16 protein-coding genes are annotated in these 17,294 nt (G+C 60.4%); 4 read left to right on the top strand and 12 right to left on the bottom strand.

The window, feature by feature from the left end; all coding sequences use genetic code 11:
- The first annotated feature begins 197 nt into the window (after positions 1 to 197).
- A complete protein-coding gene (locus CTT34_RS02615) occupies positions 198 to 650 on the top strand; it encodes a MerR family transcriptional regulator (RefSeq protein ID WP_159340942.1) in 453 nt (150 codons plus the stop codon).
- Entirely contained in the window at positions 623 to 3,136 is a 2,514-nt protein-coding gene (locus tag CTT34_RS02610) for a heavy metal translocating P-type ATPase (RefSeq protein ID WP_159340940.1), read from the top strand. The genes CTT34_RS02615 and CTT34_RS02610 overlap by 28 nt, the downstream gene beginning before the upstream one ends.
- Positions 3,137 to 3,211: 75 nt before the next feature.
- On the opposite strand, the gene CTT34_RS02605 is transcribed toward CTT34_RS02610, so the two are convergent.
- The 11 genes from CTT34_RS02605 to ffh all read right to left on the bottom strand — a co-directional run bounded on the left by CTT34_RS02605 (position 3,212) and on the right by ffh (position 14,180).
- Positions 3,212 to 3,829 carry a YitT family protein gene (locus CTT34_RS02605; RefSeq protein WP_159340938.1) on the bottom strand — a complete coding sequence of 206 codons (618 nt, stop codon included), beginning with the start codon at positions 3,827 to 3,829 and terminating at the stop codon, positions 3,212 to 3,214.
- A 71-nt stretch (positions 3,830 to 3,900) separates the two neighbouring features.
- Positions 3,901 to 5,697, bottom strand: coding sequence for a single-stranded-DNA-specific exonuclease RecJ (locus CTT34_RS02600; protein ID WP_159340936.1), 1,797 nt, complete (start codon positions 5,695 to 5,697; stop codon positions 3,901 to 3,903).
- Positions 5,698 to 5,703: 6 nt separating this feature from the next.
- Complete coding sequence (thrC, locus tag CTT34_RS02595) at positions 5,704 to 7,092, bottom strand: threonine synthase (protein WP_159340934.1); 1,389 nt, start codon at positions 7,090 to 7,092, stop codon at positions 5,704 to 5,706.
- Positions 7,093 to 7,095: 3 nt separating this feature from the next.
- A complete protein-coding gene (locus CTT34_RS02590; RefSeq protein WP_159343695.1) occupies positions 7,096 to 8,412 on the bottom strand; it encodes a homoserine dehydrogenase in 1,317 nt (438 codons plus the stop codon).
- Between the two features lie 85 nt (positions 8,413 to 8,497).
- Positions 8,498 to 9,289, bottom strand: a complete 792-nt coding sequence (locus CTT34_RS02585; RefSeq protein ID WP_159340932.1) for a DsbC family protein — start codon at positions 9,287 to 9,289, stop codon at positions 8,498 to 8,500.
- On the bottom strand, positions 9,264 to 10,145 hold the full coding sequence (xerD, locus tag CTT34_RS02580; protein WP_159340930.1) for a site-specific tyrosine recombinase XerD: 882 nt from the start codon (positions 10,143 to 10,145) through the stop codon (positions 9,264 to 9,266). Before xerD ends, CTT34_RS02585 begins: the two co-directional genes overlap by 26 nt.
- Before the next feature lie 104 nt (positions 10,146 to 10,249).
- On the bottom strand, positions 10,250 to 10,606 hold the full coding sequence (rplS, locus tag CTT34_RS02575) for a 50S ribosomal protein L19 (protein WP_054640811.1): 357 nt from the start codon (positions 10,604 to 10,606) through the stop codon (positions 10,250 to 10,252).
- A gap of 148 nt (positions 10,607 to 10,754) precedes the next feature.
- A complete protein-coding gene (gene trmD / locus CTT34_RS02570; RefSeq protein WP_159343694.1) occupies positions 10,755 to 11,531 on the bottom strand; it encodes a tRNA (guanosine(37)-N1)-methyltransferase TrmD in 777 nt (258 codons plus the stop codon).
- Positions 11,532 to 11,620: 89 nt separating this feature from the next.
- On the bottom strand, positions 11,621 to 12,166 hold the full coding sequence (rimM, locus tag CTT34_RS02565) for a ribosome maturation factor RimM (protein ID WP_159340927.1): 546 nt from the start codon (positions 12,164 to 12,166) through the stop codon (positions 11,621 to 11,623).
- Between the two features lie 58 nt (positions 12,167 to 12,224).
- Positions 12,225 to 12,473, bottom strand: coding sequence for a 30S ribosomal protein S16 (gene rpsP, locus CTT34_RS02560; RefSeq protein WP_009098555.1), 249 nt, complete (start codon positions 12,471 to 12,473; stop codon positions 12,225 to 12,227).
- 294 nt (positions 12,474 to 12,767) lie between these two features.
- Positions 12,768 to 14,180: a signal recognition particle protein gene (gene ffh, locus CTT34_RS02555; RefSeq protein WP_159340925.1), complete on the bottom strand. Its 1,413-nt coding sequence runs from the start codon at positions 14,178 to 14,180 to the stop codon at positions 12,768 to 12,770.
- Between the two features lie 268 nt (positions 14,181 to 14,448).
- On the opposite strand from ffh, the gene CTT34_RS02550 reads away from it, so the two are divergent.
- Together CTT34_RS02550 and CTT34_RS02545 are read left to right on the top strand one after the other, a co-directional pair.
- The gene (locus CTT34_RS02550) at positions 14,449 to 15,246 is read left to right on the top strand and encodes a cytochrome C assembly family protein (RefSeq protein WP_159340923.1); all 798 of its coding nucleotides are present in this window, start codon (positions 14,449 to 14,451) and stop codon (positions 15,244 to 15,246) included.
- 102 nt (positions 15,247 to 15,348) lie between these two features.
- Positions 15,349 to 16,623, top strand: coding sequence for an HlyC/CorC family transporter (locus CTT34_RS02545; RefSeq protein ID WP_159340922.1), 1,275 nt, complete (start codon positions 15,349 to 15,351; stop codon positions 16,621 to 16,623).
- Here CTT34_RS02545 and CTT34_RS02540 read toward each other — a convergent pair.
- Positions 16,620 to 17,243, bottom strand: coding sequence for a 1-acyl-sn-glycerol-3-phosphate acyltransferase (locus tag CTT34_RS02540; RefSeq protein WP_290441535.1), 624 nt, complete (start codon positions 17,241 to 17,243; stop codon positions 16,620 to 16,622). The two genes, CTT34_RS02545 and CTT34_RS02540, sit on opposite strands and share 4 nt — an antisense overlap.
- Between the last annotated feature and the right edge of the window lie 51 nt (positions 17,244 to 17,294).

Here is a 17,294-nt window from a genome sequence, read left to right as displayed (position 1 = left end):
CATCTCAGTTTTCGCCCAATGTCGGGTTTGGTTCAAGGGCAAACGAGCGTTTTATTTTGTTTTTTACTTATACATTAGTCGCACGACCGTTTTAAATCAGTGTTTTAGTCCTTTCGACTGAGGTAACGGTAACGCTTGACCTATGGGTTACCCAAGGGTTTTACACTCACAGAACGTCAATTACACGGGGATTGGGCATGTCATTGAGCGATTTAAAAGTGGGGGAGCTAGCCAAGCGTGCTCACGTGACGCCAGAGACGGTTCGCCACTACACACGCGAAGGCCTGCTCTCCCCTCGTAGGCACCCTGAAAACGGCTACCAGCTCTTTTCTAATAACGACCTGGAGCGGCTGCACTTTATTCAGCGGGCGCGAAAACTGGGATTCAGCGTCGCGGAAATTCGCGACATTCTGGCTCATGCCGATCAAGGCGACTCCCCCTGCCCGCTAGTGCGTGATCTGCTCGCTCATCGGCTGCCGCAAATACGCGCACGCATCGCCGAACTCGAAGCGCTCGCCCAGCGAATGGAGCAAGCGCTCGACAGTTGGCAAGACATGCCCGACGGCACCCCCGATGGTCACAGCCTGTGCCGTTTGATCGAAAGTTTTCCTGAGGAGGCCCCATGCAGCGCGACACCGAGCAAACCGTGATGCTGATACGCACCGTTCCGTGCATGAGCTGTCAGGGCTGCGTCAAGCGCATGCGTGAGGCCATTCAAGCCCAGGACCCGGCCGCCCAGGTGGATGGATTCCCTGCCGAAAAGCGCCTGGAAGTGACCAGCTCCCTCGATGATCAGGCGCTGGATAGTGCACTCAAAGAAGCAGGCTATCCACCCAGCGACGACGCGAGTGACGCACTACATCCCGACGCGCCTGAACTCGCTGAATCGCAGAGCGCCAACGCGGATGCACCCCAACTGCGCCTGCTGATTAGCGGCATGACCTGCGCGGGCTGTGTCAAAAGCGTCGAAAAAGCACTGGCCAACACGCACGGTGTAAACAGCGCCTCGGTGAATTTTGGCACCCACACCGCACACGTCACCGGCAGCGCTACTCAGGAAGCGCTAATGGCCGCCGTTGCCGAGGCGGGCTATCGCGCCGAGCCGATTGTGGATATGCGCGAAGCCGAGCGTACTCGCGAGGCGCAAGAGGCCGTTACCTATCGCCAGCGCCTCAAGGGCAGCGTGCTGTCACTCTCCCTCGCGATTCCACTGATGCTGAGCATGTTCGTCTATCACCCACACCCCATGGGCGTTGGCCGCCTGTACTGGCTGGTGATTGGCCTGCTGACGCTCGCTATTTTGGCCTTTCCCGGGCGGCACTTTTTCACCAACGCCTGGAAACAGCTCAAGCATCATCAAGCCAACATGGACACCCTAGTGGCGATGGGCACCGGCACCGCCTGGCTCTACTCGATGATGGTGGTGCTCTTCGCCCCCTGGCTGCCGGAGGTGGCTCAGGGCATATATTTTGAAGCGTCGGCCATGGTGGTCGGGCTTATTCTGCTGGGCAACGCTATGGAGCTACGCGCCCGAGGCCGCACCAGCAGCGCGCTGAAACGCCTGCTCGACTTACAGGAAAAAACGGCACGGGTCATTCGTAACGGTGTGGAGCAAGAGATTGCGGTAGACGACGTAGCGCTGGATGATCATATTCGCGTGCGCCCCGGTGAGCGGCTGCCGGTGGATGGCGTAGTGCTCGACGGCCAGAGCTATATCGATGAGTCGATGCTCACCGGCGAACCCGTGCCGGTGCACAAAACAGCGGATGACGAGGTGAGCGCGGGCACGGTGAATGGCAACGGCAGCCTGGTGTACCGCGCCACCCGCATTGGCCGCGATACCCGCCTGGGACGTATCACCGAGCAGGTGGCCAGCGCACAAAACTCCCGCCCGCCGATTGGCGAGCTGGCCGATAAAATCTCCGGCGTGTTCGTGCCCGCCGTGATGATCATAGCAGTGCTGACGGCGCTGGCCTGGTACAACTTGGGGCCTGCTCCGGTGGTCATTCACATGCTGGTGACCGCGACCACCGTGCTGATTATCGCCTGCCCCTGCGCGCTGGGCTTGGCCACCCCGATCTCTACCATGATTGGCGTGGGCAAAGCCGCCGAGCATGGCGTGCTGGTGCGTAGCGGCGAAGCGCTGCAAACCGCGAGCCGCCTGACCACGCTGGTCGTCGATAAAACGGGAACACTGACCGAAGGCAAACCGCGCGTCACCGAGGCAACGGTGCTGCACGATGATAGCGCCCAAGTGCTGGCCTGGGTGGCCGCCCTAGAGAGCCGCTCCGAGCACCCCCTTGCCAAAGCGCTGACGGCCTACGCCGAAGAGCATGATGCCCGCGCCGATAGGCTGGCTAGCTTTGATAGCGTGACCGGCGGCGGTGTGAAAGGCACCAGCCAAGCTAATGACACGCTGCTGCTGGGCAATGCGCGCTTATTGGAAGCATCTGGCGTCGACCTTTCCCCAGCAAACGAGCACATTCGCCAGCTGGAAGCCAAGGCGCGCTCGCTGGTCTATTTAGCGGTGAATGGCAAGCTGGCCGCCCTCTTCGGCGTTAGCGACCCGCTGCGCAAAGATGCCGCTGCCGCCGTGAAGCGCTTGCAGGATGATGGGTTAACCGTGGTGATGTTGACGGGCGATAACGAGCATACCGCTGCTGCGGTGGCCCGCGAGGTAGGCATTAGCGAGTTCAAGGCAGGCATGACGCCCGACGACAAGCACGCCGAGATTGAGCGCCGCCAAGCGGCAGGCGAAGTGGTCGGCATGGTGGGCGACGGTATTAACGACGCCCCCGCGCTGGCCCGGGCCAACGTGGGTTTTGCCATTGGCCAGGGTACCGATATCGCCATGGAGAGCGCCGGTATTACGCTGATGCGCGGCTCGCTGCACGGCGTGGCCACGGCGATTGAACTGAGCCGTGCCACGCTCTCTAACATCAAACAGAACCTGATCGGCGCGTTTGGCTATAACGTGCTGTGCATCCCGATTGCCGCTGGCGTGCTCTACCCCATGACTGACATGTTGCTCTCTCCCATTATCGCAGGCGCTGCCATGTCACTCTCTTCGATCACCGTGGTCAGCAACGCCAACCGCCTGCGGTTATGGAAGCCCAGCCAACAGGAGGCCGTATGAGTTTACTGATCAACCTTGCGGGTATCGCCGTCATTGGCTTGGTCGTCTGGTGGTTTTGGCTTAACTAGCAACTGCCTAGCTAACCCCTATGTAACGTCCCGGCTTATGGTTTAGGGCGATAATCAGGTTGAGCATCAGTGCGCCGAGTACCGAGTAGCCTACGCGGTCTAGGGGTAGCTGGGTTAGGGCGATAAGCAGAATCACGCCATCGATGCCGAGCTGCACATAGCCCGCCCGCAGGCCGTGCTTGTCCTGGAGGTAGAGGGCGAGAATGTTGATACCGCCGAGGCTAGTGCGGTGGCGAAACAGCATCAGCATGCCAATCCCCATCAATGCGCCGCCCATCAGCGCCGCGTAGAGCGACGGCATGTTGGCAAATTCGACCCACCCCTGAGTAAGCTCGGAGAACAGCGAGACCAAGCCGATGGCGACAAAGGTGCGCAGCGTAAAGCTCCACCCCATGCGTTTGATCGCCAGATAGTAAAACGGCAGGTTGATGGCAAAAAACCACACGCCAAATCCCCACCCGGTCAGGTAATTGAGCAGTAGCGCCATCCCTGCGGTGCTGCCGGTAAGCAGCACTGCGTGAGTGTAGAACGTCACTCCGAGAGCAACAAACAGCGTCCCCAACAGCATCGCCATGATGTCTTCATAGGGCTTGTGGGGGTCTTTAGGCAGGTCTTCCATGCGCATGAGTGCGTCCTTTTTTGGGATTATTAGAGCGGCCGCTTAAGCGGCCAAGGACGCGAGGATAGCGGAGAGTATTAAACGGGGCTAGCGTGCTCCACCATCAGCTGCAGTGACTCGCGACCGCGCCAGCGGTTGCGATTGAGCTTGTAAGCGCAGTGCAGCGTATCGCCCACGCTAAACGAGGGCAGCTCCCCCGGCGTGAGCGCACGAAACCAGATCGCTTTGCTGGTCACGGCCCCCATGGAGAGCTCCATCATCAAGTGCGAACCTTCTGCCCCCACTGGGCGCAGCGCTTCCACAATAAAGCGCCCTTCAAATAGCGGCGGGTCGAATTCCCGCCCGTAGGGACCCAAGGCTTCGATCTCTTCAAGCGTGGCTAACGAGAGCTGGGCAGTCGAGAGCTCGCCATCGGTCCACAGACGCGGGTAGAGCGGGGTATCGCCAAGTTGCTCGCCCACCGCTTGCAAAAACGCGGCTTTAAAGGCCGCTAGCTGCTCCCGTGGCACGCCCACGCCTGCGGCACCACTGTGCCCGCCGAAGCGCGGCAGCGCCTCGGGCGCAAGTTCGAAGGTGCGTTGCAGGGCATCTCTTAGGTGCAGCCCCTCGATGGAGCGGCCAGAGCCGGTGAGCATGTTGGGTGCCGCTGCCCGCGTCAGCACCACGGCTGGGCGTCCGTAGGCCTGCACCAGCCTTGAAGCGACGATGCCCTGCACACCGGGGTGGCCATCTTCCAACAGCACCACAACGGCAGGCTCGTTGGCCTCTAAGGCGGGAGCGGCGAGCGCCCGCGCCTCCTCGGCCATGTCCGCTTCGATGGCCTTACGGGACTGGTTATCCTGATCCAGCACTTCAAGCTGCCGGTTCGCGACGCCGTCGCTCTCTGCCAGCATAAAGTGCAGTGCCGCGTAGGGGTCATCTAGCCGCGAACGGGCGTTGATCCTCGGGCCCATCTGAAACGCCAAGGTTTCAGCGTTGAAGGGCACGCTGTCAGCCCCTAAGCGCGCTGCCATGGCCCGCCAGCAGGCGGCGTCCATGCGGTTGATCAGCGTTAAGCCGTAGCTCACCACCGCCCGATTGGCGGGGCTTCCGCCGAGGGAGACGCAGTCCGCCACGGTGCCTAACGCCACATAGGAGAGCCACGGTGAGAGCTTCGGCGTGGCCTCCGGCAACGCTCCCCACTCCACCAGTACGCCGCGGGCGAGCGACATCAGCAGCCACGCCACCATGCAACCTGCAATGGTTTTATCCGGGTAGTCGCAGTCGCTGCGGGTCGGGTTCACACAGGCATACGCCGAGGGCGGTGGGCCTTCCAGGGGCAGCGCATGGTGATCGCTGACCACCACATCGATACCGGCTGCTTTCAGCCGCGCAATGCGCGGCTCGTCAGAACTGCCGCAGTCGGCGGTAATCACCAGCGTCGGCAGCGGCTTTAAGCTCAGCGTCCGCTCCACCAGCGGCAGGCTGATGCCGTAGCCGTCGTGAATACGATGGCCAATCAAACTATGCAGCTTGTGCTCCGGCACGCCAAATAGCTCGACCAGCGTACGCCGAATGACCACGTGGGAGGTGATGCCGTCCACATCGTAGTCGGTCAGAATACCAATGGACTCGCCTTCAGCGACTGCCTGGGCAATTCGCTCGGCAGCCCGGCGACCATCGGCGAGTTGTTCAGGATGCACGAGATAGCGCAGGCTGGGCGACACCAGCGGCGCAAGCTCCCCGGTATAGCCGGGCAGCCGCGACGCTAAAAGCCTTGCCTGAAGCTCGCTCAGCCCTTCTGACTGCGCGCGCAAATAGACAGCCTCGTCCAGGGGACGAGGCTCTAGGCGGGGCTGGTTACTCTGCTGAGAAAGGGGTGACACCTGGGTCATATCACCTCAGCGACGGTTGTCAGCAACGAACTGCTGTACCGCGCTCAATTCTGCGGGCAACACCGTATAGCGCTCTTCGCGCTCCAGCAGGTCGTCCATGTGGGTCGGCAGCGGCACGCCCTGGAAGCCCGCTTTTACCACGGCTTCGGCGAACTTCGCCGGGTGGGCGGTGGCCAGGGTGATCATCGGCGTGGAGGTGTCTACACGTGCCCGCTCGGCCGCTCGGTAGCCGGTAGCCGTATGCGGATCGAGAATCTCGCCGGTACGATGATGGGCTTCACGAATCACTTCCAGAATCGTCTCGTCATCGACACTGTGGCTGGCGAACTTCTCGCGCAGCTTGGCCAGCGGCGCATCGGCAAGCGCGGTGGGCTCTTGCTGGAAGCGCTCCAGCAGGGCTGCCACGGCGGCACCATCGCGGTCGTAGGCATCGAACAGCAGGCGCTCGAAATTGGACGACACGACGATATCCATAGAGGGTGCCAGCGTGGCCGCCAGCTCTTTCTTGGAGAAGTCGTTAGCCGCCAACGTGCGGTGCAGAATATCGTTGGCATTGGTGGCGATGATGAACTGCTTCACCGGCAGGCCCATCTTGTAAGCCATATAGCCCGCAAAGACGTTGCCGAAGTTAGCCGAGGGCACGCAGAAGCTGACTTCCCGCTGGGGCGCGCCCAACGCCACGCCTGCGGCCACGTAGTAGACGATCTGGGCCATGATGCGCGCCCAGTTGATCGAGTTCACCGCCACGAGCCGCGTGCCGTTCAAGAAGTCTTGATTGGCAAAGCTGGCTTTGACCATCGCCTGAGCATCATCGAAGTTGCCCTCGATGGCGATGTTGAAGACGTTGTCGGCGAGCACCGAGGTCATCTGACGGCGCTGCACTTCGGAGACGCGGTTGTGGGGGTGCAGTATGAAAATATCGAGGTTGTCGCAGTGGCGGCAGCCTTCGATGGCCGCAGAGCCGGTATCCCCGGAGGTGGCCCCCATGATCACCGCACGCTCGTTGCGCTTTTTCAGGAAGTGATCCAGCAGTCGCCCCAGCAGTTGCAGCGCCACGTCTTTAAACGCCAGCGTCGGGCCGTGGAACTGCTCTAACAGGAAGTGGCTGGCATCCAGCTGCTTTAACGGCAACACCGCGTCGTGGTTGAACGTGGCGTACGCCTCGGTCACCAAACGGCGGAAGGTCTCGTCGTCGATCTCGCCGTTGACGAACGGCTTCATCACCCGAAAGGCGATCTCGGCGTAGGAGAGCCCGGCCATGTCGGCCAGCTCCTCCTTAGAGAACTCAGGCAGCGTTTCCGGGACGTAGAGGCCGCCGTCGCTGGCCATACCGGTGAGCACCACCTCTTCGAAAGAGAGCGCGGGCGCTTGCCCACGCGTGCTGATATAGCGCATCGGTTACTCTCCTTCGTCCAGGCTTTCTACGCGAATACGCGTGACGGGGCCTGCGATATCGGCCATGGCTTCGATCTCGCGGATCGCTTCGTTCATCTGCTTCTCTTTGGTGCGATGCGTCAGCAGAATGATCGGTACCAGCTCGCCTTCAGTGGCCTCTTTCTGAATCAGCGCTTCAATGGAGATGCCCTGCTCGGCCAGAATGGTCGCTACACGGGCCAGCACGCCGGGGCGATCCACCGCCAGCAGGCGCAGGTAGTACGCCGTGGTGATCTCTTCCATCGGCATGATCGGCAGCTGGCTGACATCTTCGTCGATGCCGCTAAACGCCAGGTACGGCACGCGGTAGTGATGGTCGGTAGCGATGTCGCGCGCCACGTCCAGCAGATCCGCCACCACGGCTGACGCCGTTGGCTCGGCACCGGCTCCCGCACCGTAGTACAGCGTGGGGCCAACCGCGTCGCCCATGACGGCGATGGCGTTTTTCACACCGTGGACGTTTGCCAGCAGACGCTCTTTGGGAATCAGCGTGGGGTGAACCCGCAGCTCCAGCCCTTGATCGGTGCGCTTGGAGATCCCCAGATGCTTGATGACGTAACCGAGGTTGTCGGCCTGCTCCACGTCTTCGGCGGTGATACGCGAAATGCCTTCGGTGAAAGCTTTTTCGAACTGCAACGGCACGCCGTAAGCAATGGAGGCAAGAATGGTCAGCTTGTGGGCGGCATCGATGCCTTCCACATCGAACGTCGGGTCGGCTTCGGCATAGCCAAGCGCCTGGGCCTCGGCCAATACGTCTTCAAAGGCACGGCCTTCGTCGCGCATGTGGGTCAGAATGAAGTTGCCGGTGCCGTTGATAATGCCCGCGACCCACTCGATACGGTTAGCGCCTAGGCCTTCACGCAACGATTTGATGACGGGAATGCCTCCCGCGACGGCGGCTTCAAACGCAACGATCACGCCCTTTTCATGGGCGGCGCGGAAAATTTCGTTACCGTGGACGGCAATCAGCGCCTTGTTGGCGGTGACCACGTGTTTGCCGTTGGCAATCGCGGTGAGTACCAGCTCACGAGCGATATCGTAGCCGCCGATCAGTTCGACCAGCACGTCCACGTCGGGGTTGTTGGCGACTTCGAAGACGTCGGTCGTCGCATTAATGCCGGTAATATCGCAGTCGGGATGAATACTGCGGTGAGCCACCTGCTCAATCACAATCGGGCGGCCTGCACGACGGCTAATATCGTCCGCGTTGCGCGTCAATACGTTGAAGGTGCCGCCACCTACAGTACCTAACCCACAAATGCCTACTCTTACCGGTTTCAAAATACTTCCCCTTTCGTGTTGGGCACCCGCAGGTGCCACTTCTTGAATCAGTGTCTCAGCGTGTTCGTTCGCCACTCATGTGACGTTATTCGTCTTCCAAGCCTAACATGGCAACGAGCCGCTCGGGGGGTACAAATCCAGGCACCATTTGCCCATCGGGCAGGATGATGGCGGGCGTCCCTTGCACCCCTAGCGCTTGCCCCAGGGCGTATTGGTCGGCCACCGGGTTGTCGCAGCTGGCCGAAGCGGCGATCGTCTGGCCCTCTTTGGCCTGATTCATCGCTTCGCTGCGGTTTTCGGAGCACCATACCTGCTGCAAGGTATCGGCAGCGCCACTGCCCATACCGGCCCGCGGAAAGGCGAGGTAGTGTACCGCAATCCCCCGCTCGTTGAGTTCGGGAACGGTTTCATGGAGGCGTTCGCAGTAGGGGCAGGTAGGATCGGTAAACACCACCACCGTGGCCTTGGGCTCCTCGACGCCCCTAAACACGACGCGCTCGCTCTCGGGAATCGCCGCCAGCGCCGCTGCTCGCTCTTGGTTGCGGGACTGCTCGGTCAGATTCACTAGTCCATTATCCGCATTTTGGTAGAGGTCCCCTACCAAAAAGTGGCTACCGTCGGCATTGGAGTAAAACGACTCACCGCTCTCCAGACGAACATGATAGATCCCTTCCATCGGCGTGGCGCTCACCTGCTCTACCGGCATCGGCTGGCCGTTCACTTGTAAGTTCTCAGCCAAGCGCTCGGCCACGTCATCGGCGAAGGCGGTCATAGGCAACAAACTGCCCGCCAGCACCAGCCAAGGGGCACAGGATTTCGCAACGGATGGCATACGTGGGTGCATTCTTTGGTTAACCTCGCGGATGGTGGTCAGCATGCAGTTGCTCCAGGCGTGCCTGGGCAACATGGGTATAAATTTGCGTGGTGGAAAGGTCGCTATGACCCAACAGCAGCTGTACGACCCGCAAATTCGCCCCATGATTCAATAAATGGGTCGCAAAGGCGTGGCGCAGCGTGTGAGGAGAGAGCGGCCGAGCAATGCCCGCCGTGATGGCATGGGCTTTGATACGGTGCCAAAACGTCTGCCGCGTCATGGCCTTATCGCCTCGCCCGGGGAACAGCGCCGGGCGTGTGGGGTCTTGCATCAAGACTGGCCGCGCCGTTTCGATATATTGCGCTAACCACTCGGCGGCCTCTTCTCCCATCGGCACCAGACGATCTTTATCCCCTTTACCGCGCACACGCACCACGCCTTGACGCAGATTGACCGCGTCACCGGTCAGCCCGACCAGTTCCGATACCCGCAGTCCGCAGGCGTAAAGTAGTTCCAGCATGGTGCGATCACGCACACCCAGCGGCGTGTCCACATCCGGGGACAGCAGCAGGCGCTCAACCTCGTCTTCCTCCAGCGTATTGGGCAGGCTGGGGCGTACTTTGGGCAGCGAGACATTCGCCAGCGGGTCGCTGTCGATATGCCCATACAGTCGTGCCCAGCGATAGAAACTGCGTAGCGACGACAACACCCGTGCATTGCTGCGCAGCTGGTATCCCTGCTCGCGGCGCTGCTCCATCCAGGCGCCAAACCGCGCGGGGGACGCCGTGAGCAGCGTTTCATCATCGCGTTCAAGCTGCTCTTGCCAAGCGGTCAAATCACGCCGATAGGCCGCTAGCGTATGGTCGCTGGCGCCCTGCTCTAACCAAAGGGCATCCAGGTACGCATCGATCACGCTCATAGGCTAACGGTCTCATTGCAAAGCCATAAACAAAAACCCCGCCCCGCAAAGCGGTGACGGGGTTTTCCGTATCCGAGCGCCAAGCGCCCGAGAAAAAGTGGCGATTAAGCCAGCTTTTCCTTGATACGCGCCGACTTACCGCTACGCTCACGCAGGTAGTACAGCTTGGCTTGACGAACGTCACCGCGACGCTTGACTTCGATGGAGTCCACCAGCGGGCTGTAGGTCTGGAAGGTACGCTCGACGCCAACACCGTGGGAGATTTTACGCACGGTGAAAGCGGAGTTCAGGCCACGGTTACGCTTACCGATGACCACACCTTCAAACGCCTGCAGACGCTCACGAGTGCCTTCTTTTACTTTAACCTGAACGACGATGGTGTCGCCCGGTGCAAAAGCAGGAATCTCTTTGCTCATTTGCTCGGCTTCGATCGCCTGGATCACCTTGTTCTTGCTGCTCATCTTCATACTCCTAAATAACGTAATGGCTTGCCACGCAGTCGTGGAAGGGGCAAACCGTGATCCCGGCGCTCGAAGCGAGCTACGCGGGAGTCGTTATGGGTGACGCAGGTACGCACACATGGCTGGCGTCCTGCACCGCCGCTTTGCGCTACGGGCGGGAGGCCGCCGTAGAGGACAAAGCGTATTCCTCGATAAACTCGTCTAGCAGCGCCTGCTGCTCGGCGTTAAGCGTACGTCCTGCCAACAGATCAGGACGACGTTGCCAGGTACGCCCCAGCGACTGCTTCAACCGCCAGCGCTTGATGGCTGCATGATTTCCGCTTAGCAGCACGTCAGGCACTCGGCGCCCGTCGATCACTTCAGGACGGGTATAGTGCGGGCAGTCTAACAAACCGTCGTTAAACGAGTCTTCGATCGCGGAATCCTGGTGGCCCAGCACGCCGGGTACCAGCCTTGCCGCTGCATCGATCAGCACCATCGCGGGCAGCTCGCCGCCGCTCAACACATAGTCACCAATCGACCACTCTTCATCGATGTCACTCTCCACCACGCGCTCGTCGATACCTTCGTAGCGCCCGGCGACCACGACCAGCGGGCCTGCCGAAGCGAGCGCTTGTACGCCCTGCTGATCCAGCCGACGCCCTTGGGGCGACAGGTAGATCACCGTTGGCGTCAGGCCGGTGGCCTGCTCGGCGCGTTGGCGAGCGTCGAAGATAGCCGCTCGAAGCGTGTCTACCTTCATCAGCATGCCTGGGCCGCCGCCATAGGGGCGATCGTCCACGCTGCGGTGGCGGTCGGTGGCGTAATCCCGCGGATTCCAGAACTCCAGGGAAATGCGCCGTTTCTCTACCGCTCGACCGATCACGCCTTGCTGGGTAATCGCATCGAACATATCGGGAAACAGCGATACCACGCCAATCCACATCGCCGGTACATCTGTTGGACGCTCTTCGGGCACCGTTGACGCCACCGTTGGATCGTCCGCTGACAGTTCGTTCAAAGCGTCTTGGCTCATCAGAACTCAGGGTCCCAGTCGACCACCATGCGGCCATCTTCTAGGTCGATCTCAACGATCACATCATCGGGCAGGAAGGGTAACAGACGCTCACGCTTGTCGATTGCGTCGTTATCACCGCGCACCACCATGACATCGTTCGCGCCGGTTTCAAACAGGTAGCTGACCTGCCCTAACCGTTCGCCTGACTGAGTGAAGACAGTGAGACCTTCAAGCTCATGCCAGTAATACTCATCGTCGGTAAGCTCGGGCAGTGCCTCTTTGGGCATCAGGATGTCCGCTTGTGCCAACCCTTCGGCGGCGGTTCGGTCATCTACACCTTTCAGCTGCACGACAAGCCCTTTGCCTTGCCGACTCCCCTGCAGGACGGTCATACGCGTGAGGGTTTCCCCTTGGCGCACCCACCATTCGGGGTACTCTAGAATGCTGTCCATGGGATTGGTGTAAGAGTATACCTTCAGCCAACCTTTGATCCCGTGAGGGCTGGTGAGCTTACCAAGCACCACGTGCGTGTCGTCAGTATGGCTAGTATTGAAACGCGTCATCGACGACCACTCCAGCTACAACAGCATCTATTGCTACAACGTGCGACGGGCAACAGGCTTATGCCTGTTTGCGCGCTTCTTTAACCAGCTCAGCAACACGACCAGACAGCTGGGCGCCTTGGCTCTGCCAGTGAGTCACGCGGTCCAGATCGACGCGCAGACGCTCTTCTTGACCACGGGCAACCGGGTTGAAGAAGCCGATACGCTCGATGAAACGGCCGTCACGGGCGTTACGAGAGTCGGTCACAGTCAGGTGATAAAAGGGACGCTTTTTGGCGCCACCACGTGCCAAACGAATGGTAACCATACGATAACTATCCTTCGGTTGAGGTTACGCGAGTGGGACATAGCGCAAGCCGCTATCAGAACACTCGTCATACTGTTTTCTTGGCGCGCCACCGGCTCATACGAGCCTGGACGAGGCGCCATCAGGACCTTCACTGGGTAGTGTCGAGGGCCGCGCTAACGCACGTTTTCCCAACACCCACGCATGAAGAGGCCGCATTCTACGCAAATGCGCCCGGCTTGGAAAGCCTGACAGCCAGAAAACTCACAGGCCGTCAACTGTGCCGAGCGCACTCAAGCGTGCTCGCCAGGCGTGTTAACGCCAGGGTAGACCGCCTGGACCACCCATACCGCCCATGCCGCCGGGGCCACCCGGTCCGCCACCGCCGCCCATCATGCCCGACATGCCACGCATCATTTTCTGCATGCCGCCCTTCTTGCCTGCTTTCTTCATCATCTTCTGCATCTGCTTGTGCTGCTTGAGCAGGCGATTCAAGTCGGGCACCTGAAGGCCAGCCCCCGCCGCGATACGGCGTTTGCGAGAGCCGTTGATGATATCGGGCTTGCGGCGTTCGTTGGGCGTCATGGAATTAATCAACGCCTCCAGCTTGCCCAGCTCTTTTTCAGGGCCAGGGCCTTGCGCCAATTCAGCCATTTGCCCCATCCCCGGCAGCTTGCCGAGCAAGCCGCCCATACCGCCCATTTTCTTGAGCTGCTGGAGCTGGTCGCGGAAGTCTTCCAGATCAAAACCGTCGCCTTTCTTGACCTTGCTGGCCAGCTTCGCGGCCTTGTCCTTATCGACGGTGCGTTCGGCCTCTTCGATCAGCGACAGCATGTCGCCCATGCCGAGGATACGCGACGCGACCCGGTCAGGATGGAAGGGTTCGAGGGCGTCGACCTTCTCACCCACGCCCATGAACTTGATGGGTTTGCCGGTGATATGGCGTACCGAGAGCGCGGCACCGCCGCGTGCATCACCGTCCGCCTTGGTCAGAATGACACCGGTGAGCGGCAGCGCGTCATGGAAGGCCTTGGCCGTATTCACCGCGTCCTGGCCGGTCATGGCATCGACGACAAACAGCGTTTCCTGGGGAGCGATCGCCTTATGCAGCGCCTGGATTTCCGCCATCATCGCTTCATCGATGGCCAGGCGGCCGGCGGTATCCACCAGCACCACGTCATGGAACTGAATCTTGGCGTGCTTGATGGCCGCATTGGCGATATCGACCGGCTGCTGATCGGAGCGCGAGGGGAAGAAGTCGACCTGAACCTCTTTCGCCAGCGTTTCGAGCTGATCGATGGCGGCCGGACGATAGACGTCCGCCGAGACGACCAGTACTTTCTTCTTCTCGCGCTCACGCAGGTAGCGGGCCAACTTGGCGACGGAGGTGGTTTTACCCGCCCCCTGTAAACCCGCCATGAGCACGACGGCAGGCGAGCCCTTCAAACTCAAGCCTTCGTTGGCCTCGCCCATGATCGCTTCCAGCTCTTGCTGGACGATTTTGACGAACTGCTGGCCCGGCGAGAGGCTTTTCGATACCTCTTGGCCGACCGCCCGCTCGCGCACACGCTCGATGAAGGCTTTAACGACCGGAAGCGCCACGTCGGCTTCCAGCAGCGCTTTGCGTACTTCGCGTAACGTATCTTTAATGTTGTCGTCGGTTAGCCGTGCTTGGCCTTTGATCGACTTCAGCGTCTGGGAAAGACGCTCGCTCAGATTCTGAAACATGGGGCCTCTGCCTCCGTCGCTGTCGCCGGGCGTATTCACCGGACGAATGTGGCGGCGATTATACGCGCTCGCGGCCTGAGTCTCCATGGTCGTCAGCGTTGGCGCTCGATGGCTGTGCGACGCCGCCTTGATTGGTTATAGTAGGGTAGCCGTTCTAGAGGGAACGGACGAAAGCCTGAGGCACACTGGTAAGGTGCTCCTCAGCAAACGCTGTCGCCGTTTTGGCCCTATTGTTCAACAACGCGCTGCAAGGCGCATGGATAGCATCATGCAGGCGCTCCCGTTCGCCACGATCGCTTTTATACTCTATGTCGCCGCTGCCATTTGGCAGGGCATGACGCTGTTTCGCCGGGTGCCTCCCCGCCAGGGCATGGTGCGCCTGCTGGGTGCACTCGGCCTGCTGTTACACATTCCCGTCGTCGTCAAACTGGTGGGCGCTTCCCCCGGCCTGCTCCCCGGCTTTACCACCAGCGCCACGCTGCTGATGGCCGTGGCCGTCAACGTGGTGCTCGTCGCCAGCCTCTTCAAACCGGTACTGAATGCCGGCATCGCGCTTTTCCCACTGGCCGGTATTGCGCTGATCGTGGCGACGTGGCTACCGAGCCAAGGCAGCCATAGCGGCCTGACGCCGGGCATCTTGCTGCATGCGGTCAGCTCTGCACTGGCTTTTGCCGTACTGGCCATTGCGGCAGTTCAGGCGGTGCTGGTGGGCTTGCAGAATCAGGCGCTGCGTCATCATCACATTCGCGGCATCGTTCAGTCGCTACCACCGCTGACCACCATGGAGCGCGTGCTGTTCGAGCTGGTGTGGGCAGGCATCGTGCTGCTCACCCTATCGATCATCAGCGGGCTGATTTTCCTCGACAACCTGTTTGCTCAGCACTTGGTTCACAAGACCGTGCTGTCGCTGGGCGCCTGGGTCATCTTTACCACGCTCCTGGTCGGGCGTTACCGGTTTGGTTGGCGCGGCATGCGTGCCGTGCGCTGGACCCTTGGCGGCTGTGCTCTGCTGCTGCTGGCCTACTTTGGTAGTAAATTCGTGCTAGAAATTCTGCTTAACCGCTAAGCCTATGGGCCTAGCGGTTAACGCAGCGTTGGACGCGCGCTTGACACGCTACTGCCATACTTCTACAAATCGAGCTTAATACGCCATAAAGGAACTTTCGACTTGAGCGACGACTTCCCCCTGGGGTTACTGTTCGGCCTGCTAGCCTTACTCATCTTGCTGTCTGCCTTCTTCTCCAGTTCTGAAACGGGCATGATGTCGATCAACCGCTACCGGCTTAGCCATCAAGCCAACAGCGGCGACCGAAGCGCCAAGCGTGTCATGCGCCTGCTCACCCGGCCCGATCGTCTCATTGGCGTCATCCTGATTGGCAACAACTTCGTCAATAACCTTGCAGCCTCGATTGCCACCATCATCGCCATTCACTTTTTTGGCGACGTCTCAGGCCCTGCTATTTCTACCGCACTGCTGACCATCACCATTCTGATTTTCGCGGAAGTGACGCCCAAGACGTACGCGGCCATCAAACCCGAGCGCATCGCTTACCCCACTTCCTTTGCCTTGGAGCCGCTGCTCAAACTGCTCTACCCCTTGGTATGGCTGGTCAACGTGATGTCGAACGGCTTGCTGCGGTTAGTCGGTGTCAAAAGCGTGGATAACGGCGGCGACAGCCTGACCCGCGACGAGCTGCGCACCGTGGTGCACGAAGCAGGCACGCTGATCCCTTACCGCCACCGGGCCATGCTGCTGTCGATTCTGGACCTTGAGAACGTTACGGTGAACGACATCATGGTGCCCCGACACGAAGTGCTGGGCATCGACCTGGACGATTCGCTGGAAGATATTCTGACTCAAATTCGGACCAGTCAGCACACACGCCTGCCGGTCTACAAAGGCGATATCAACAACATCATTGGCATGTTGCACCTGCGTAACGCCGCACGCTTCTTATCCCGCAGCGAAGTCACCAAAGCGGCCATCGTTCAAGAAGCGCGGGAGCCCTACTTCATTCCCGAGTCCACGCCGCTGCATACCCAGCTGCTGAATTTTCAGAAGCAGAAGCGACGGATCGGCATCGTGGTGGATGAGTACGGCGATGTAGAAGGATTGGTCACGCTGGAGGATATTCTCGAAGAGATCGTCGGCGAGTTCACGACCGACGTGTCCGAAGATGACGAGATTCATCAGCAGGACGATGGCAGCCATGTCATCGAAGGCACGGCGAATATCCGCGAGATCAATAAGATGCTCGGTTGGCAGTTGCCCACCGACGGCCCCAAGACGCTGAACGGATTGATTCTGGAGCACCTGGAAGCCTTCCCGGAAGGCCCGGCCTGTCTACAAATCGGCAATACGCGGATGGAGATTCTGGAGATTCGCGACAACCTGATCACGTCAGCGCGCTGCTGGCAAAAGCTGCGTCTGCCTCGCCGCTAACTCTGCGTTGTTGACTGGCTGCGGGCGATCTCGCTGTCGCCTGCGGCCTTCAATGCTCTGACACGCTGCTCCAAAAAGCGCCTTAACGCGACGCCTTCGACTTCATGGACGGCAATGGGCGGGCCAAAATGGAGGCTCACCGGCGCCCTAAAGCGTGACGGCCACTTCTTCAGCGCCTTACCGCCGTAGTGAGACGTCCACGACCCCCACAGCCCGGCCAACCCTGCTGGAATCACCGGCACATTGTCACGAGCCAGGATGGTTTCGAGCCCACGGCGGAACGTGTGGATCTCGCCATCGGGGGTCAAACGCCCCTCGGGAAACACCATCACGATATCGCCCTGGCGCAGCGCCTTGCTCACTTCATCCAAGGTACGCCGCAGCGCTCCTGGGCTATGGCGCTCCGACTCGATGGGAATCGCCCCCACCAGTTGAAACCACCACTTCAGCCAGCGGGATTCAAAAATGGGCTGGTCCATCACGAAGCGCAGCGGACGAGGGCTGCCACCACCCAACACCAGCGCATCCATAAAGCTCACGTGGTTACAGACGACCAGCGCCGCGCCCTGTTTAGGTACGTGACCTTGACCATGCACCGACAGCCGGTAACAGCCGCGCATGGCCACGTAAATGACACGACGCAGCAGGCACCGAGTGGCGTTGATCCCCCA

Source organism: Halomonas meridiana (assembly GCF_009846525.1).
Lineage (GTDB): Bacteria > Pseudomonadota > Gammaproteobacteria > Pseudomonadales > Halomonadaceae > Vreelandella.
The sequence above is the reverse complement of the archived record's forward strand: the minus strand, read 5'-3'. Positions and strand labels throughout refer to the sequence as shown.